General features: G+C 72.7%; 17 protein-coding genes. 10 read left to right on the top strand and 7 right to left on the bottom strand.

All coding sequences use genetic code 11. The annotated features are described in order from the left end of the window. Nucleotides 1-179: 179 nt before the first annotated feature. From JOF44_RS07670 to JOF44_RS07660, 3 genes are all read left to right on the top strand, one after another. Nucleotides 180-1,991 (top strand): dynamin family protein, encoded by a 1,812-nt coding sequence (locus tag JOF44_RS07670; RefSeq protein ID WP_209889347.1) that lies wholly within the window; start codon nucleotides 180-182, stop codon nucleotides 1,989-1,991. Further along, on the top strand, nucleotides 1,988-3,700 hold the full coding sequence (locus JOF44_RS07665; protein WP_209889344.1) for a dynamin family protein: 1,713 nt from the start codon (nucleotides 1,988-1,990) through the stop codon (nucleotides 3,698-3,700). Before JOF44_RS07670 ends, JOF44_RS07665 begins: the two co-directional genes overlap by 4 nt. Nucleotides 3,701-3,829: 129 nt before the next feature. Next, nucleotides 3,830-3,928, top strand: coding sequence for a 30S ribosomal protein bS22 (locus JOF44_RS07660; protein ID WP_076808172.1), 99 nt, complete (start codon nucleotides 3,830-3,832; stop codon nucleotides 3,926-3,928). Between the two features lie 67 nt (nucleotides 3,929-3,995). Here JOF44_RS07660 and JOF44_RS07655 read toward each other — a convergent pair whose 3' ends face one another. Together JOF44_RS07655 and JOF44_RS07650 are read right to left on the bottom strand one after the other, a co-directional pair. Further along, on the bottom strand, nucleotides 3,996-4,301 hold the full coding sequence (locus JOF44_RS07655; RefSeq protein ID WP_209889341.1) for a glutaredoxin family protein: 306 nt from the start codon (nucleotides 4,299-4,301) through the stop codon (nucleotides 3,996-3,998). Nucleotides 4,302-4,536: 235 nt separating this feature from the next. Further along, the gene (locus JOF44_RS07650; protein ID WP_209889338.1) at nucleotides 4,537-5,067 is read right to left on the bottom strand and encodes a YceI family protein; all 531 of its coding nucleotides are present in this window, start codon (nucleotides 5,065-5,067) and stop codon (nucleotides 4,537-4,539) included. A 125-nt stretch (nucleotides 5,068-5,192) separates the two neighbouring features. Here JOF44_RS07650 and JOF44_RS07645 point away from each other — a divergent pair, with 125 nt between their 5' ends. The 6 genes from JOF44_RS07645 (at nucleotide 5,193) to ccsB (ending at nucleotide 10,834) form a co-directional block, all read left to right on the top strand. Continuing rightward, a complete protein-coding gene (locus tag JOF44_RS07645) occupies nucleotides 5,193-5,741 on the top strand; it encodes a MarR family winged helix-turn-helix transcriptional regulator (RefSeq protein WP_209889335.1) in 549 nt (182 codons plus the stop codon). A gap of 96 nt (nucleotides 5,742-5,837) precedes the next feature. Continuing rightward, on the top strand, nucleotides 5,838-6,485 hold the full coding sequence (locus JOF44_RS07640; protein ID WP_076808165.1) for a histidine phosphatase family protein: 648 nt from the start codon (nucleotides 5,838-5,840) through the stop codon (nucleotides 6,483-6,485). Continuing rightward, nucleotides 6,482-7,078: a TlpA family protein disulfide reductase gene (locus JOF44_RS07635; protein WP_342591697.1), complete on the top strand. Its 597-nt coding sequence runs from the start codon at nucleotides 6,482-6,484 to the stop codon at nucleotides 7,076-7,078. The genes JOF44_RS07640 and JOF44_RS07635 overlap by 4 nt, the downstream gene beginning before the upstream one ends. Further along, the gene (locus JOF44_RS07630; RefSeq protein ID WP_209889332.1) at nucleotides 7,075-7,911 is read left to right on the top strand and encodes a cytochrome c biogenesis CcdA family protein; all 837 of its coding nucleotides are present in this window, start codon (nucleotides 7,075-7,077) and stop codon (nucleotides 7,909-7,911) included. Before JOF44_RS07635 ends, JOF44_RS07630 begins: the two co-directional genes overlap by 4 nt. Beyond that, a complete protein-coding gene (gene resB / locus JOF44_RS07625; protein WP_245348891.1) occupies nucleotides 7,911-9,767 on the top strand; it encodes a cytochrome c biogenesis protein ResB in 1,857 nt (618 codons plus the stop codon). The genes JOF44_RS07630 and resB overlap by 1 nt, the downstream gene beginning before the upstream one ends. After that, complete coding sequence (gene ccsB / locus JOF44_RS07620; RefSeq protein WP_209889329.1) at nucleotides 9,764-10,834, top strand: c-type cytochrome biogenesis protein CcsB; 1,071 nt, start codon at nucleotides 9,764-9,766, stop codon at nucleotides 10,832-10,834. The genes resB and ccsB overlap by 4 nt, the downstream gene beginning before the upstream one ends. A gap of 18 nt (nucleotides 10,835-10,852) precedes the next feature. Here ccsB and JOF44_RS07615 read toward each other — a convergent pair whose 3' ends face one another. Beyond that, nucleotides 10,853-11,206, bottom strand: coding sequence for a PLD nuclease N-terminal domain-containing protein (locus tag JOF44_RS07615; protein WP_209889326.1), 354 nt, complete (start codon nucleotides 11,204-11,206; stop codon nucleotides 10,853-10,855). Between the two features lie 74 nt (nucleotides 11,207-11,280). On the opposite strand from JOF44_RS07615, the gene JOF44_RS07610 reads away from it, so the two are divergent. Beyond that, nucleotides 11,281-11,775 carry a DUF4229 domain-containing protein gene (locus tag JOF44_RS07610; RefSeq protein WP_209889323.1) on the top strand — a complete coding sequence of 165 codons (495 nt, stop codon included), beginning with the start codon at nucleotides 11,281-11,283 and terminating at the stop codon, nucleotides 11,773-11,775. Nucleotides 11,776-11,811: 36 nt separating this feature from the next. On the opposite strand, the gene JOF44_RS07605 is transcribed toward JOF44_RS07610, so the two are convergent. From JOF44_RS07605 to JOF44_RS07590, 4 genes are all read right to left on the bottom strand, one after another. Continuing rightward, nucleotides 11,812-12,708, bottom strand: a complete 897-nt coding sequence (locus JOF44_RS07605) for a 1,4-dihydroxy-2-naphthoate polyprenyltransferase (RefSeq protein WP_209889320.1) — start codon at nucleotides 12,706-12,708, stop codon at nucleotides 11,812-11,814. Nucleotides 12,709-12,824: 116 nt separating this feature from the next. Beyond that, nucleotides 12,825-14,192: an AMP-binding protein gene (locus tag JOF44_RS07600; RefSeq protein WP_209889316.1), complete on the bottom strand. Its 1,368-nt coding sequence runs from the start codon at nucleotides 14,190-14,192 to the stop codon at nucleotides 12,825-12,827. Between the two features lie 6 nt (nucleotides 14,193-14,198). Then, nucleotides 14,199-15,194, bottom strand: coding sequence for a 1,4-dihydroxy-2-naphthoyl-CoA synthase (locus tag JOF44_RS07595; RefSeq protein ID WP_209889313.1), 996 nt, complete (start codon nucleotides 15,192-15,194; stop codon nucleotides 14,199-14,201). Nucleotides 15,195-15,293: 99 nt separating this feature from the next. Further along, entirely contained in the window at nucleotides 15,294-15,596 is a 303-nt protein-coding gene (locus tag JOF44_RS07590) for a hypothetical protein (protein WP_209889310.1), read from the bottom strand. Nucleotides 15,597-15,644: the final 48 nt, after the last annotated feature.

The raw sequence follows: 15,644 nt of genomic DNA, 5'->3' as shown, positions 1-15,644 counted from the left end.
GTCCGCGTCCCGGATGCGATCCGCCCCTGCTCGCGCCCGGCCCTGCCACAATGTCGCGTGGAGGTCCTGCCCATGGGGCTGCGTCGCGACGCACCGGGGGTCGGGACACGCCACGGTCACGACTCGCCGAGGGCCGGGGCCGCGCCACGACTCGCCGCACCATGACCACCGGGGGATGCATGACGACACAGCCGACCACGGTGCTCGACGCCTTCGCCGAGCACCTGCGTGCCCTCGAGCTCCCTCTGCCCGTCGATGGCGCCGACCGGGCCCGCGCCGAGGTCTCCGCAGCCCTCTCCCAGCTCGGCGACCACGTCATCCCGCGCCTGGAGTCCCTGGACGCCCCGCTGCTGGCGGTCATCGGCGGCTCGACCGGGGCCGGGAAATCCACCTTGGTCAACGCCCTGGTCGGGGAGGTCGTCAGCCGCTCGGGCGCGATCCGGCCCACCACCCGTCGGCCCGTGCTGCTGCACCATCGTGACGACGAGCCCTGGTTCACCGGCACCCGGATCCTGCCCGGCCTGGCCCGCGTCCACGCCGGTTCAGGCCCGGGTGCCGCCGGCGAGCGCACGAACCCTGCGGGCGCAGTCCCGGCTGCCGCGGGCGAGGACCCGGAGGCGCCCCACGCCGGGGACACCACCGGGGACATCGATCCCGCCACCAGCCTGGAACTGCACGCCGAGAGCCGCATCCCGCCGGGCCTGGCACTGCTGGACGCCCCGGACATCGATTCCGTGGCCGCCGGCAACCGCGATCTGTCCCGGCAGCTGCTGCGCGCCGCCGACCTGTGGCTGTTCGTGACCACCGCGAACCGCTACGCGGACGCCGTGCCCTGGGAGGTGCTGCGCACAGCGGCCGAACGCGACGTCACGGTGGACGTGGTCATGAACCGCATCCCGCAGGGCGCCGGCATCTCCGAGGAGCTCGCCGACGACCTGCGCGGCATGCTCGAGCGCAACGGCATCGAGGTCGCGCGGCTGTTCCTGGTCCCCGAGACCGAGCTGGACGAGAGCGGGATGCTGCCGCCGACCGCCGTCGCCGAGCTCCAGGAGCACCTCACCCGCCTCGCCGCCGATGCCGAGGCCCGCGGTCGCATCGCCCGGCGCACCCTCGCCGGCGCCGTGACCGCCCTGGCCGGTTCCACCCGGCAGATCGCCGAGCACGCGAGCGCCCAGCAGGCCGAGCGGGAGCGACTGCGCCAGGAGGCGACCGAGGCGTTCACCGGCTCCCGCGAGCGCATCGACGAGGCGCTCGGGGACGGCTCCCTGCTGCGCGGCGAGGTGCTCGCCCGCTGGCAGGACGTCGTCGGCACCGGAGAGATGATCCGCGGCCTGGAGAGCTTCGTGGCCCGGGTCCGGGACCGGGTGGGGCTGGCCGTCTCGGGCAAGCCGGCTCCGTCCGTCGCCGCCGAGCAGGCCCTGGGCACCGGGCTCGTCCACGTCGTGGTCGACGAGACCGCTCGCGGCGCGGAGCGGGCCGAGGCCGCCTGGCGGGCGACCGCCTCCGGCCGGTCCCTCGCCGAGGGGCAGGACCTCTCCCGGATCCCCGAGGGCTACCGCGAGGAGGTCGCCGCCGGGATCCGCGCCTGGCAGGGCGACGTGCTCGACCTCGTGCGCGAGGAGGGCTCCGACCGCCGCACCAAGGCACGGGTGCTCTCCCTCGGCGTCAACGTCGTCGGCGTCGCCCTGATGGTGGTCGTGTTCGCCTCGACCGCCTTCATCCCCACCGGGCTCGAGGTCGGGGCGGGCGCCGCCACCGCCGTCGTCGGCCAGAAGCTGCTGGAGACCGTGTTCGGCGACGAGGCCGTCCGACGCATGGCCCGGGTGGCCCGCGAGCGTCTGACCGCCCGGCTCGACGCCCTGGTCGCCGAGCGCTCCACCCCGTTCCTCGAACGTCTCGACGACCTCGGCCGGACCGGCTCCGAGCAGCAGCTGGAGTCCGACGCCGCGGCCCTCGAGCAGCTCGCCCGAGAGATCAGGGAGGCCGCATGAGCCCCCTGCTGACCCGCTCCGCTCCCGCGCCGGCCCCGCTGGCCGAACGGCTCGACGCCCTGACCCGGGCCGCCGACGCCCTGGACGGCATCGCCCCCGGCGGAGAGGTGGAGGCCGCCCGGGAGGTCCTCTCCCGGATCGACCGCCGCCGGGCCCTCTCGGCCGAGCACACCGTGATCGGCCTGTTCGGCGCCACCGGATCCGGGAAGTCCTCCCTCATCAATGCCCTGGTCGGCACCGACATCTCCCGCGCCGCGGTACGCCGGCCCACCACCTCGGCACCCGTCGCGGCGGTGCTCGGCGCCGCGGACAGCGATGCGCTGCTGGACTGGCTCGAGGTCGAGGACCGCCATCACCTCGACGGCACCGGCACCGCCCTGGAGGCTGCCGCCGAGCCGGGACGCCGCGGCCGACGGGCACGGCGCAGGGACCCGGGCGCGGCGCCCGGCATCGTGCTGCTGGACCTGCCCGACCTCGACTCGATCCAGGCCGGCAACCGCGCCATCGCCGAACGCATGACCGGCCTGGTCGACGTGCTGGTGTGGGTGACCGACCCGCAGAAGTACGCCGATGCCGTCCTGCATCAGGAGTTCGTGCGCCGCTTCGCCGGACACGACGCCGTCACCGTGCTGGTCCTGAATCAGCTCGACCGGCTGCGCGAGCAGGAGCGCGAGGGCGTGCTGGACTCGCTGACGCGGATCGCCTCCGACGATGGCCTCGAGGAGGCCCTCGTGGTCGGGACCTCCGCGAGCACGGGGGAGGGGATCGAGGACCTGCGGGAGCACCTCGTCGGCCTCGCCCGCAGCCGCGAGGCCGCCGCGGCCCGTCAGCGCGCCGACGTGCGCGAGGCGGCGGAGCGGCTGCAGCAGGCCGCGGATCCCGACGGGCTCCCCGCCGACGCTGCGACGGAGGAGGTCGACCTCCTGGTCGAGGACCTGGCCACCGCCGCCCGCGTCGACCCGGTCGCCCGGGCGGTCGGTGCTTCCTACCGGTTCCGGGCCGCCGGACGCGTGGGATGGCCGGTGCTGCGCTGGGCGCGGCGGATGCGACCGGACCCGCTGCGACGGCTGGGCATCGCCGCCGAGCGCGATGGCGAGGGTCTGGAGCGCACCTCCTTGCCCGAACCCGACGCGGCCGCCCGGGCCCGCGCATCGGGCGGAGTCCGCCAGTTCGCCGATGCGGCCTCGGCGGGCGGCAGCGACCCGTGGCGCGCGGCGGTGCGCGGTGCCGCGCGCTCCCGGGAGGACGAGCTGCCCGACGCGCTGGACCAAGCAGTGGCCGGGGCGGATCTGCGAGCCCGCGGCTCCTCGTGGTGGTGGCCCGTCCTCGACGTGCTGCAGTGGCTGGCGATGCTCACGTGGGTGGTGGGTCTGGGCTGGCTGACGCTCAACGTCGTCCTGGCCCTCCTCCAGATCCCGCCGCCGCCGATGCCGATGATCGAGGATCTGTGGATCCCGATCCCGCTGCCCACGGCCCTGCTGGTGCTGGGCATAGCGGCCGGCATCGTGATCGGCGCGGCGGGCGGCGGCCTCGCAGCGCTGACGGCCATCGGCCACCGCCGCCGGGCCCGTCGGGTGCTGCGGGCACGGGTCCAGGAGGTCGCCCTCCGTCTCGTGGTCGAGGAGGTCGACGCGGAGCTCGCACGCGCCCAGGGCGCTGCGAGGGATCTCGCACTTGCGCACGGAGATCCCCCCGGGAGGCCCGTGTAGAATGACTGGTCGACCGTGGCGCCGGACCCGCGCAGTGCCTCTGCAGATCTCTGTGCAGTCTCCGCGGGCCGCGCATTCTGATCGCCGCATCATCCCCGCAGGCGCAGGCCTGCAGAACTGAGGCTTCCTATGGGTTCTGTCGTCAAGAAGCGACGCAAGCGCATGTCCAAGAAGAAGCACCGCAAGCTGCTTCGCCGCACCCGCCACCAGCGCCGCAACAAGAAGTGAGCGCTGCCTGACGCGCAACGGCCCCCGCCGATCGGCGGGGGCCGTTGCTGTCGCGGGCACCGATGGCTCAGGCGCGACCGGTTAGGCGCCGCCACCACGAGCGCTTCGCCAGCGCTGCACGCAGCTGTTCGGCATCCACGCGGTAGCGGGCGTGGACCGCGCCGTCGACGATGATCACGGGAACGTCGTGATCCCAGTCCGCGCGCAGCGTCTCGTCGGCGTCGATGTCCTGCACCTCGACGCCGGTGCCCGCCCGATCCGCTTCGGACCGGACCACGGGCAGGGCGTCCTCGCAGAGGTGGCAGCCCTCCCGGGTGAGGTACAGGACCCGGGTGTCCGGGTCGGTGGGAGCGGGGATGCGGGGGGTGGTCATGGGGCGCACCTTATCGAGAGGATGACGGTGTCGGCATCGGGCCGGACGCCGGGACCGCACGGGATGGGCACGGCGGACCGAGGTCGACCGGACGATCCGGGCCGGCCGCCACGAGCAGGAGGGTGATGTGAACGCGGGGGACGTCTGCAGACGACGACGGGCCGCCCGCGGTGTGCGGACGGCCCGTCGGTGCCCTGCGGCGAGGGTGTGCTCGCGCGGGGCGCGGGGGGAGAGATCAGGCGGCGGTCGGCGCCGTGAACTCGGCCTCGATCGAGATCTTGACCTCGTCGGACACCATCACGCCACCGGCCTCGAGGGCGGCGTTCCAGGTCAGGCCGAACTCCTTGCGGGAGATCTTGGTCTCGCCGCTGAAGCCGGCGCGGTAGACACCGAAGGGATCGGTCGCGGCGCCCTCGTAGGCGAAGTCCAGGGTGACCGGCTTGGTGATGTCGCGGATGGTCAGGTCGCCGACGAGGGTGTCGCCCTCGACCTTGGTGGAGGTGAAGGTGATCGTCGGGAAGTTCTCGGCGTCGAAGAAGTCGCCGCTGCGCAGGTGGTTGTCGCGATCCTCCTGGGAGGTGTTGATCGAGGCGGTCTTCAGCGTCGTGTTGAACGCGAGGTTCTGGCCGCCCTCGCCGACCTCGAGGGCGCCCTCGACGTCGGTGAACTGGCCGCGGGCCTTGGAGATGCCGGCGTGACGCACGGTGAAGCTCGCGGAGGTGTGGGCCGGGTCGAGGGTCCAGGTGCCGGGGGTGAGGTCGTTCATGAGGTGTCTCCTTGTGTCGGGTCCGGTGTGCGTGACCGAGGTGACGATCACGAGGCGTATGCTTGAAACATAAACTAGACTCGGGAGTGACGCAAGAAGCGGCACCGCAGAAACAGGAGAGAGTGATGAACAGCACGCAGCCCCACGATACGGACCGGGCCTCGCGGCCGGAGGATCTCTGGCTGACCCGGACGGAGCAGACTGCCTGGCGCAGCTTCCTGTACGCCACCACGCTGCTGGCCGACCGTTTCTCGGAGGCGCTCCAGGCGGACCCGGAGATCGACCTGACCCTCGGCGAGTACGAGATCCTCGTGCGGCTGTCCGAGGCGGATCAGCAGTTCCTGCGGATGTCGGAACTCGCCGACCGGGTGGTCCACTCCCGCTCGCGCCTGACCCACACCGTCTCCCGCATGGAGAAGCGCGGGCTGGTCGAGCGGGTGCGCTGCTCGGACGACGGTCGCGGACGCCAGGCGCAGCTGACGGATGCGGGCGTCGCCCTGCTGACGAAGGCGGCACCGACCCATGTGCGCTCCGTGCGCGAGCTGCTGCTGGACGTCGTCGGCCACGACGACTTCCTCGAGCTGGGGCGGATCCTGGGCCGCGCCATCCCGGAGGACGCGCCGATCGGGATCGGGAGTCCGGCTCCTCACGTCCCGGCCGCCTCCCAGGACTGATCGGAGGTTGGGTTGGTACCATGAAGCGGCTCGAGGCGGCTCGGCCCGACCGACCGCATCGATCCAGCTGATCTCCTGAGTGAGGACCGCGCACCCGTGACCACCACCGCCGTCCACCTCGTCCGCCATGGCGAGGTGCACAACCCCGAGCGCCTGCTGTACGGACGCTTGCCCGGGTACCGCCTGAGCGACCGCGGGCAGCAGATGGCCCAGCGGGTCGCCGACCACCTCGTCGGCTCCGACGTCGCCCTCGTGCGCTCCTCCCCGATGCTGCGCGCCCAGCAGACCGCCGCGCCGATCGCCGCCGCCCACGGGCTCGACGTCACCACGGACCAGCGGATCACCGAATCGGGCAACCACTTCGAGGGGCAGCGCATGGGGTACGGCACGGCGAAGCTCAGCGATCCCCGCAACTGGCGCTGGTTCCTGAACCCGCTGCGGCCCTCCTGGGGCGAGCCGTACCGCGAGCAGGTCGCCCGGGTGACCGCCGCGATCCACGACGCCCGCGCCGCGGCCGAGGGGCACGACGCGGTGCTGGTGCTGCACCAGCTCCCGATCTGGGTGACCCGCCGCAGCGCCGAGGGCAAGCCGCTGTGCCACGACCCGCGCCGCCGCCGGTGCGGACTGTGCTCGGTGACCAGCCTGCGCTTCGTCGGCCCCCATCTGGCCGACGTCTCCTATGCGGAACCCGCGGCCGAGCTGTACGCCGGAGCGGTCGACGCCACCGGAGGACAGCTGACGTGAGCGCGCAGTCCCGTCCGCCACGGCCCAGCCGCCGCGGCCTGCTCGGCGCCGCCGGCGCGGCGTCCACGGCGCTGCTGCTCGCCGCCTGCGGAGCCGACACCAGCGGCCGCTACGAGTCCGGATATGTCTCCGGCGACGGCGTGACCACCGAGATCGCTCCCGCGGAGCGCGATGAGCCGCTCGAGTTCTCCGGCGAGACCTTCGACGGCGAGGACTTCTCCTCCGCAGATCATCGCGGGGAGCTGCTCGTGGTCAACGTCTGGTACGCCTCCTGCCCGCCCTGCCGCAAGGAGGCTCCCGACCTGCAGGCCATCCACGAGGAGTACGCCGACCAGGGAGTCTCCTTCGTCGGCATCAACGTGCGCGACAGCGCCGGGCCCGCGAAGGCCTTCGAGGAGAGCTACGGGATCACCTATCCCTCGCTGCCCGACCAGGACGCGGAGATCATGTACGAGCTGCGGGGCCAGGTCGCCCCGAACGCCGTCCCCTCCACGCTGGTGCTGGACCGCGAGGGCCGCGTCGCCGCCCGCATCTCCGGCGGCATCGATCCCTCGACGCTGCGCTCCATGATCGACAAGGTGCTGGACGAATGATCACTGCCGAGGTCGGAGACGCCTTCCAGGCCACCGCGCTGTCCGGCTCCCTGCTGCTGGCGGTGGCCGTCGCCGCCGCGGCCGGTCTGGTCGCCTTCCTGTCCCCGTGCGTGCTGCCGGTGGTGCCCGGGTATCTCGGCTACGTCTCCGGCCTCGCCGGGCAGGGCGCCGTCGGCACCGGCGGGGCCGGCCGGGTCGGCGGCGGGGGCCGCCGCCGAGCTGCTCCCTCGGGCGGCCGCGCCGGGAGCGGCCGCATGCTTGCCGGCAGCATCCTTTTCGTCGCCGGCTTCGCCGTGGTGTTCATGATCCTCGGCGGCTTCGCCGGAGCGCTCGGCTACCTGCTGCAGGCCTACAGCGTGTGGATCAACCGCATCGCCGGGGCGATCGTGCTGCTGATGGGTCTCGTGTTCCTGGGGGTGTTCCCCGGGCTCGGGTCGAACCGTCCCGTGACCAGCAAGAAGCCCGACGCAGGGCTCCTCGGTGCCCCGTTGATGGGGCTCGTGTTCGGTCTCAGCTGGACCCCGTGCATCGGCCCCACCTATGCCGCGATCGTCGCCCTGTCCCTGGACGGCGGGGGAGATGGCGCGGCACTGCGCGGCGGGATCCTGGCCCTGGCCTACTCGCTCGGCCTCGGCATCCCCTTCGTGCTGTTCGCGCTGCTGTTCGACCGGGCCCTGGGCCTGTCCAAGAAGCTCGCGCGGCACCGACGCACCATCGGCCTGCTCTCCGGGGCGCTGCTGATCGCGATCGGCGTGCTGCTGATGACCGGTGTGTGGGCGGCCTGGATGAGCGAGCTGCAAGGGCTTGTCGCGACCTTCGAGCCGGTGGTGTGATGCGCGAGAAGGACGACGGGCCCGAGACGGCCCCGGACAGGACGGATCAGACCCTGGACCACGACCCGAACGACCCGAACGACCCGAACGACCCGAACGACCCGAACCACCGCCGCGGACCCCGCGATGCCGGCGGCCCGACCGGCACCGACCGCGGCACGGACATCGCCGCCGACGCCTGGAGCAGCAAGCGCGACAAGGACGCCCCCCGCCCGCCGCGGCGCGGTGCGAACGCCCCCGCGCTCGGCCTGCGGGGCACGCTGCGCTTCCTGTGGCGCCAGCTGACCAGCATGCAGACCGCCCTGATCCTGCTGATGCTGCTCGCCATCGCCGCCGTGCCGGGCTCGTTGTACCCGCAGCGCAGCGTGAACCCCTCGCTGACGCAGGAGTTCCTCGACGAGAACGGCCGCTGGGGCGAGATCCTCGACACCTTGGGCTTCTTCGACGTGTTCTCCTCGCCGTGGTTCTCGGCGATCTACCTGCTGCTGTTCATCTCGCTGATCGGCTGCATCGTGCCGCGGGTGGGGGTGCACCTGCGCCAGCTGCGGGCCCAGCCGCCCCGCACGCCCTCGCGGTTGACCCGCTTCACCGGGTACACCCGCCTCGAGCTGCCGGGGGCGGACGCCGACAGCCTGCTGGAGGCGGCGCACCGCTCCCTGCGACGTTCGCGCTACCGCACCGTCGTGCGCGAGGAGAAGCGCTCGCGCTCGGTCAGCGCCGAGCGGGGGCTGCTGCGCGAGAGCGGCAACCTGCTGTTCCACATCGCGCTGGTCGGCGTGCTGATCTGCGTGGCCGGCGGCCAGCTGACCAGCTACCGCGGGCAGATCACCGTGGTCGAGGGCGAGGGCTTCTCCAACTCCCTGACCCAGTACGACTACTTCGAGTCCGGCGCCTGGTTCGACTCCTCCGCCATGCCCCCGTTCCAGTTCACCCTGGAGGACTTCCGCGCCGAGTACGTGCTCGAGGGCGCCGACGAGTCCCGCGTGGGCCAGCCGCTGTCCTTCGAGGCCGATATCGCGGTGACCACCCCGGGCGAGGAACACGAGAAGCGCACCCTGCAGGTCAACAAGCCCTTGCACGTCGACGGCAGCTCCATGTACCTGCTCGGCAACGGCTACGCCCCCGAGGTGACGGTCACCGACCCCGAGGGCACCGTGGTGGCCGAAGGGCCCGTGATCACGGTGCCGATGGGTGACACCGGGTACACCTCCCAGCTGGTGATCAAGGCGCCCGACGCACAGCCCGAGCAGACGGCCGTGGTCGGCTTCTTCCTGCCCACCGGGCAGATCGACGAGAAGGGCCCGCATTCGATCTATCCCGATCTGATGAACCCGATGCTGGCGCTGACCGCGTACCACGGTGATCTCGGTCTGGATGCGGGCATCCCGAAGAATGCCTACGAGGTCGATGTCAGCTCCCTCGACCAGGTCACCGGCGAGGACGGCTCGCCGATGCTGATCAAGCTCACCCCCGGCCAGCGCTTCGAGCTGCCCGACGGCTCCGAGATCACCTTCGACGGCGTGCGCCGCTTTGCGGCCTTCGACGTCGCCCACGATCCGTTCGAACGCTGGGTGCTGGTCAGCGCCCTGACCGCCACCGGCGGACTGATCCTGTCGCTGTTCGTGCCGCGTCGCCGCCTCTGGGTGCGTGTCGGCCGTTCCGAGGGGGTCCACGGCACCGACGGCACGGTCGTGCTGGAGGTCGCCGGACTCGCCCGCAGCGACGATCCCGCGCTGCCCGATGACGTGGCGGCGCTGGCGCAGAAGCTCGCCGCGGAGCAGGATGGGCCCCGGCCCTCCGAGACGACGGGGCCGGAAACGGTCACCGACCCACCCCCCGAAGGAAGTGCACAGTGATTGACCAGCAGCTGGCGGAGATCTCCAATCTCCTCATCGTGGTGACGATCGTGCTGTACGTGCTGGCGCTGATCGGCTTCTCCGCCGACCTCGCCTCCACCTCGCAGCGCCGCAGCGACGAGCGTCTGGCGGCCCGCGAGGAACAGCATCGGACGGCGCGCGCTGCTCAGCCCGTGACGGTCGGCGGCGCCTCCGGGACCTCGAGCCTGCCCGCGGAGGCCGACGAAGCCGGGGACGGGACCGACGCGACCGCCGGCGGTGGGTCCTCGGGCACGATGACGTCCCAGCGCTTCGCGTTCCTCCTGGCCCTGGCGGCGACGGTCCTGCACATCGCGGGCGTGGCCACCCGCGCGATCGCCACCCAGCGTGTGCCCTGGGCGAACATGTACGAGTTCACCACCACCAGCAGTGCCGTGGTGATGGCCGTCTTCCTGATCTTCTCCATCAAGCGCGCCGAGCTGCGGGTCCTGGGCACCTTCGTGGTCGGCCCGGTGCTGCTGGCGATGCTGCTGGCCCAGACCCTGTGGATCGTCCCGGCGGCAGCGCTGACCCCGAGCCTGCAGAACTCCCACTGGATCTACATCCACATCTCCGTCGCCATCCTCTCGACCTCGCTGTCGATCCTCGGCGCGGTCGTCGCCTCCTTGCAGCTGCTGCAGGCGCGCCACGAGCGCGCCCTGGTCCAGAAGGCCGAGGCCGGGGACGCGCCGGAGGAGCACTGGGGACGCTTCGGTCACGTGCTGGACCGTCTGCCCAGCTCCACGGTGCTGGAGGCCCTGAGCTTCCGGATCCACTCGGTCGCCTTCGTGGGCTGGACCTTCACGCTGATCTTCGGGGCGATCTGGGCCCGAGAGGCCTGGGGCCGCTACTGGGGCTGGGACCCCAAGGAGGTATGGACCTTCATCATCTGGGTGATCTACGCCGCCTATCTCCACGCCCGCGCCACCGGCGGCTTCCGCGGCAGCCGCGCTGCCGGCCTCGCCCTGGCCGGCTTCGTGGCCGTGGTGTTCAACTACACCATCGTCAACACGGTGATCAACGGACTGCACTCCTACTCCGGTCTCTGAGCCGGAGAACCGGGTGGCTCAGGTGTTCGGGGACCCGCTGGGGGAGCCGCCCGTGCCCTCGCCGCCCTGGTCGCGCTGCCGGCGCTCACGACGCTCCCGGCGGATGTCCTCGTCGAGCCGGCGCAGGAACTCGGGGTCCTCGTCCGGCGCGGTGGGTCCGTCGCGCCGCGGGCGGTCGGTCCCGCCCTCGTTCGGCCGGTCCTTGCCGACGACCAACCAGGTGATCGGCCCCACCCAGGGCAGCAGCACGATCAGGACCACCCAGGCCCATTTCGGGACGCCCCGGACCTTGTCCTTCTCGGTCTGGACGCAGTCGGCCAGAGCGAACACCGTCAGAGCGATGGATAGCACCACCAGGAAGCCGCGAAGCATGACCGGAGTCTACTGAGCGGACCTGAACCCGGGCAGGGTCGGGAGTTCCCATCCGGGAGAACTACCCTGGGTCCATGCGAGATATGGCCCTGTTCGCCGTCATCCGCCTGCTTCTGTGGGTGGGGATCTGGTGGCTCCTCACCCTGTTCGATGTCGGCCTGCTGCTCGCGGCCGCGCTGGCGGCGCTGATCGCGATGCTGATCTCGATCCTCTTCCTGGATCGACTGCGCTCCTCCGCCGCGCTGCGCTGGAAGGCGGCCGACGAGCGGCGGCGCGCGCGCAAGGGGCGACCGGTCGACCACGACGCCGATGCGGAGGACGCGGCCCTCGACGAGGACGGGACGCACGACGAGGTCCACGACGGCCCGGACGAGGACGACGCGGACGAGGACGACGCGGACCAGGAGCGACCGGGCGCGGGACCCGCGGTGCTGCCCGATCTCGCCCACGAGGCGGGCGAGGTCGACGACGCGAGCGCCGGGGGCGAGCAGGACGCGGCAGGCGATCCCGCGCCGGACACGGTGGGCGAACCGGAGCCGGGCACGGAGAGCAGGCGACGGCGCAGCTGACTCGCGGCGGCGCTCAGGCCGCGGAGCCCGTCGGCCTCAGAGTGCCAGGCCGAGCAGGAGCAGCAGCGAGAACACCAGCTCGAGCCGCCCCGTCCTCCCGAGCACCGGGATCAGGTCGCGGCCGCGGGCGCCGCCGAGGACCGCACGCACCGGCCCGTAGGCGAGCGGCAGGGCCACGAGCACCAGCAGCACCGGCCGGTGGGCCACCATCACCGGCACCATCAGCACGAACGGCGCCAGCAGGTTCACGGTGAACAGGGCGCGGGTTCCGCGCTGTCCGAGCCGCACCGCGAGCGTGCGCTTGCCGGCGACGGCGTCGGTGGGGATGTCGCGCAGGTTGTTGGTCAGCATCAGGGCGACGGCCAGCAGCCCGATCGCGATCGAGGCCAGCAGCGCGACCCAGTTCGGGTGTGGCGTGATCGCGTAGGCGGTGCCGTTCACTGCCACCAGGCCGAAGAAGACGAAGACGAACACCTCGCCGAGCCCGCGGTACCCGTAGGGTCTGCGCCCTCCGGTGTAGAACCAGGCCGCGGCGATGGCGGCGGCGCCGACCACCAGGGCCCACCAGATCTGCGCAAGGGCGATCAGGGCGATGCCGAACACGGCCCCGGCGGCGAGGGAGCCGACCGCGGCGCTCTTCACGGTGCGCGGGGCGGCGGCGCCGGAGCCGGTGAGTCGGAACGGGCCGACCCGGTCGTCATCGGTGCCGCGGATCCCGTCGGAGTAGTCGTTGGCGAAGTTCACGCCGATCTGCAGGCTGAAGGAGACGGCGAGGGCGAGCAGGGCCCGGGGGATCACCAGGGCCCAGTCGACGGAGCCGGACTGCTCGCCGAGCTGCCAGATCGCGACCCCGGTCCCGGCGGCGACGGGCGCCAGCGCGGCGGGCAGGGTCTTGGGGCGGGCGCCTTCGACCCACTGCGACAGGCTGGCCATCGTGCTCCTCACGCGATCGGTGGCCGCCCGGTCGGGGGCCTCCCCGAGGATACGCCCCGGTCAGGGCGCGTCTCGGGACCGTGGCGGAGAGCACAGGTCCCGGGCCGTCCGGGTCCTCAGCGTGCGGCGGCGAGGCGGCGTGCGGCGGCGCGGTCGATCTTGCCGATGCCCAGCAGCGGCAGCTGGTCGAGCACGTGCACCCGCTTGGGGATCATGTGCGCGGGCACGTCGCTGGTGCGCAGGGCCGAGCGCACCAGGGCCGTCGCCTCGGCAGGTTCCGCCCCGTCCTCGAGGGTGACCAGTGCTTCGACCCGCTGGCCCCAGTCGGGGTCGTCCACCCCGACCACGACGCTGGAGCGCACCAGGCCGCGCAGCATGAGGGAGCGGTCGATGGCCTGCTCGACGTCCTGGGGGAGCACCTTGCGTCCGCCGGTGTTGATCACGTCGTCGGCCCGGCCGAGCACGGTCAGCGCGCCGTCGGTGTCCAGCTCGGCGAGGTCCGAGGTGGTGAAGGTGCGTCGACCGTCCGGGGTGCGCGCGAAGGGTGCGGTGTCGGTGCCGCCGTCGGCGGTGAGATACCCGAGCGCGAGGGTGGGGGAGGCGATGACCAGTCGCCCGGCCCCGCTCGCGTCGGGCGTCTCGAGGTCCAGCGCGACGCCGGGCAGGGCGGTGCGGTCGTAGACGCAGCCGCCCGCCGTCTCCGAGGAGCCGTAGGTGGTGCGCACCGGGATCCGCTGGGCGGCGGCCCTGGCGAGGATCTCTCGACCGGTGGCGGCGCCGCCCACCAGCACTGCGGCGAATCGCTTCAGGACGGAGCGGGCCCGGGCGTCGGCCCCGGTCGCGCCGGTGACGATGCGGGTCAGCTGGGTGGGCACCAGCGAGGTGAACGCGGGCAGACCGGCCTGCTCGGCCTGGGCGAGGGCGGGCTCGGCGAGGGCGACGAAGGCGGCGGCGTCGAAATGGCCGCGCAGGTCGGGCAGGGGATCGGGCAGCGCCGGGCCATCCAGACCCAGCACCTGGGCGGTGCGGTGGGCGCGGGCGATGACCTGCACGCCGGCGATGTGCGTCGGGGGAAGCAGGGGCAGCCAGAGGCCGTGCCCGTCGGTCGCGGTGGCCGCGGGGTCGACGGCCATCAGGCGGGCGGTCGCATCCTGCGAGGCGAGGAGGGCATCGCGGGAAAGGGCCACGGCTTTCGCGGTGCCGGTGGACCCGGAGGTGGGCACGACCAGGGCGGTGTCCTCGAATCCTGTCGGCAGCGCGGTCGGCGGCGCGAAGGGTCCCCGCCACAGTCGTCCGGTGCCGGCCATGACCTCTCCGATCGCGCGGGAGTGGGCGGTCAGCGAGGCGGCGGAGGCGTCATACGGGTCCGGCACCAGCCACGGCCGACCGGCGACGTCGTGCGACGCTGCGGCATCGCGCGGATCGGTCCGGTCGTGCGGGGCGGCCGGGTCGCGCGGATCGGAGGCGTCGTGCGGGACGGTCATCGTCCCTCAGCCCTGCGGGTGGGGGAACCGGGACCAGTCGGGGGAGCGCTTCTCGAGGAAGGCGTCGCGCCCTTCGGCGGCCTCGTCGGTCATGTAGGCCAGCCGGGTCGCCTCGCCGGCGAAGACCTGCTGGCCCATGAGGCCGTCGTCGGCCAGGTTGAAGGAGAACTTCAGCATGCGGATCGCCTGCGGGGACTTCGTGGCGATCCGTGCGGCCATCGCCAGCGCCTCCACCTCGATCTCCTCGTGATCGGCGATGCGGTTCACCGCGCCCCAGTCGTAGGCGTCCTGGGCCGAGTACTCCTCGGCGAGGAAGAAGATCTCCCGGGCGCGCTTCTGGCCCACCTGCTTGGCGAGATAGGCAGAGCCGTAGCCGCCGTCGAAGGAGCCGACGTTCGCATCGGTCTGCATGAAGCGGGCGTGCTGGCGCGAGGCGATCGAGAGGTCGGAGACCACGTGCAGGGAATGCCCGCCGCCGGCGGCCCAGCCGTTGACGACGGAGATCACGACCTTGCCCATGGTGCGGATCAGACGCTGCACCTCGAGGATGTGCAGGCGGCCGCTGGAGCCGGCGCGCACCCGGTCGGTCTCGCCGAGCTCCTCGGCCTCGGCGTACTCGTAGCCGGAGCGTCCGCGGATGCGCTGATCCCCGCCGGAGCAGTAGGCGCGGCCGCCGTCCTTGGGGGAGGGGCCGTTGCCGGTGAGCAGGATGACGCCCACCCCGGTGTCGAGCCGGGCGTGGTCCAGGGCCCGGTACAGCTCATCGACCGTGTGCGGACGGAAGGCGTTGCGCACCTCGGGCCGGTCGAAGGCGATCCGGACCGTGGGCAGATCACGACTGGTCCGCTCGCCGTCGGGACTCTCGACGCGCTCGACGGCCCGATGGTAGGTGAGGTCGGTGAAGGCCGACCCGCCGTGCTCGGCGGCGCCCACCTCCCGCCACAGCCGGGGGTCGAAGGTCTCGGAGACCTGGCGGGGCAGCGGATCCGGAGGCGTGGTCATGCCTGCCAGGGTAGTCCGGCCGCGGTGGTCATCGCCCCCGGGCCGCGGCGGGGTCGTCCGCCGGCCGCGGGGGGGGGCGACACGCCCGGGGCGCAGGGCTCAGCGCCCCCAGGGCAGCTCCGCAGTGGCGGGAACCGGATCGGAGACCAGGCGCCCATAGGTGTGCACATCCTGGCGGGCACCGTCGATGAGGAACTTCTGCCGCTCGAGGAGCCCATCGGTGTCCCGGCGGGCGATCGCCGTCCCCCGGCGGCCGGGAGCGGACAGCCACCGCACCATCTCCTCGGCGTCCTCGAGGGTGGCGACCTCCCCCTGGCGGGCCATGTCGGGAGCGGCGAGGAAGGCCTCGAGGATCGCCGAGGCGTCGTCCTCGCGGACGGGACGGAGCTGGTGAGAGGTCATCGCGGCAGAGCGTAGCCGGCATGCGTCCTCGCGCTCCATCCCTTTCTC

The organism is Brachybacterium fresconis (assembly GCF_017876515.1).
Taxonomy (GTDB): Bacteria; Actinomycetota; Actinomycetes; order Actinomycetales; family Dermabacteraceae; genus Brachybacterium; species Brachybacterium fresconis.
The sequence above is the reverse complement of the archived record's forward strand: the minus strand, read 5'-3'. Positions and strand labels throughout refer to the sequence as shown.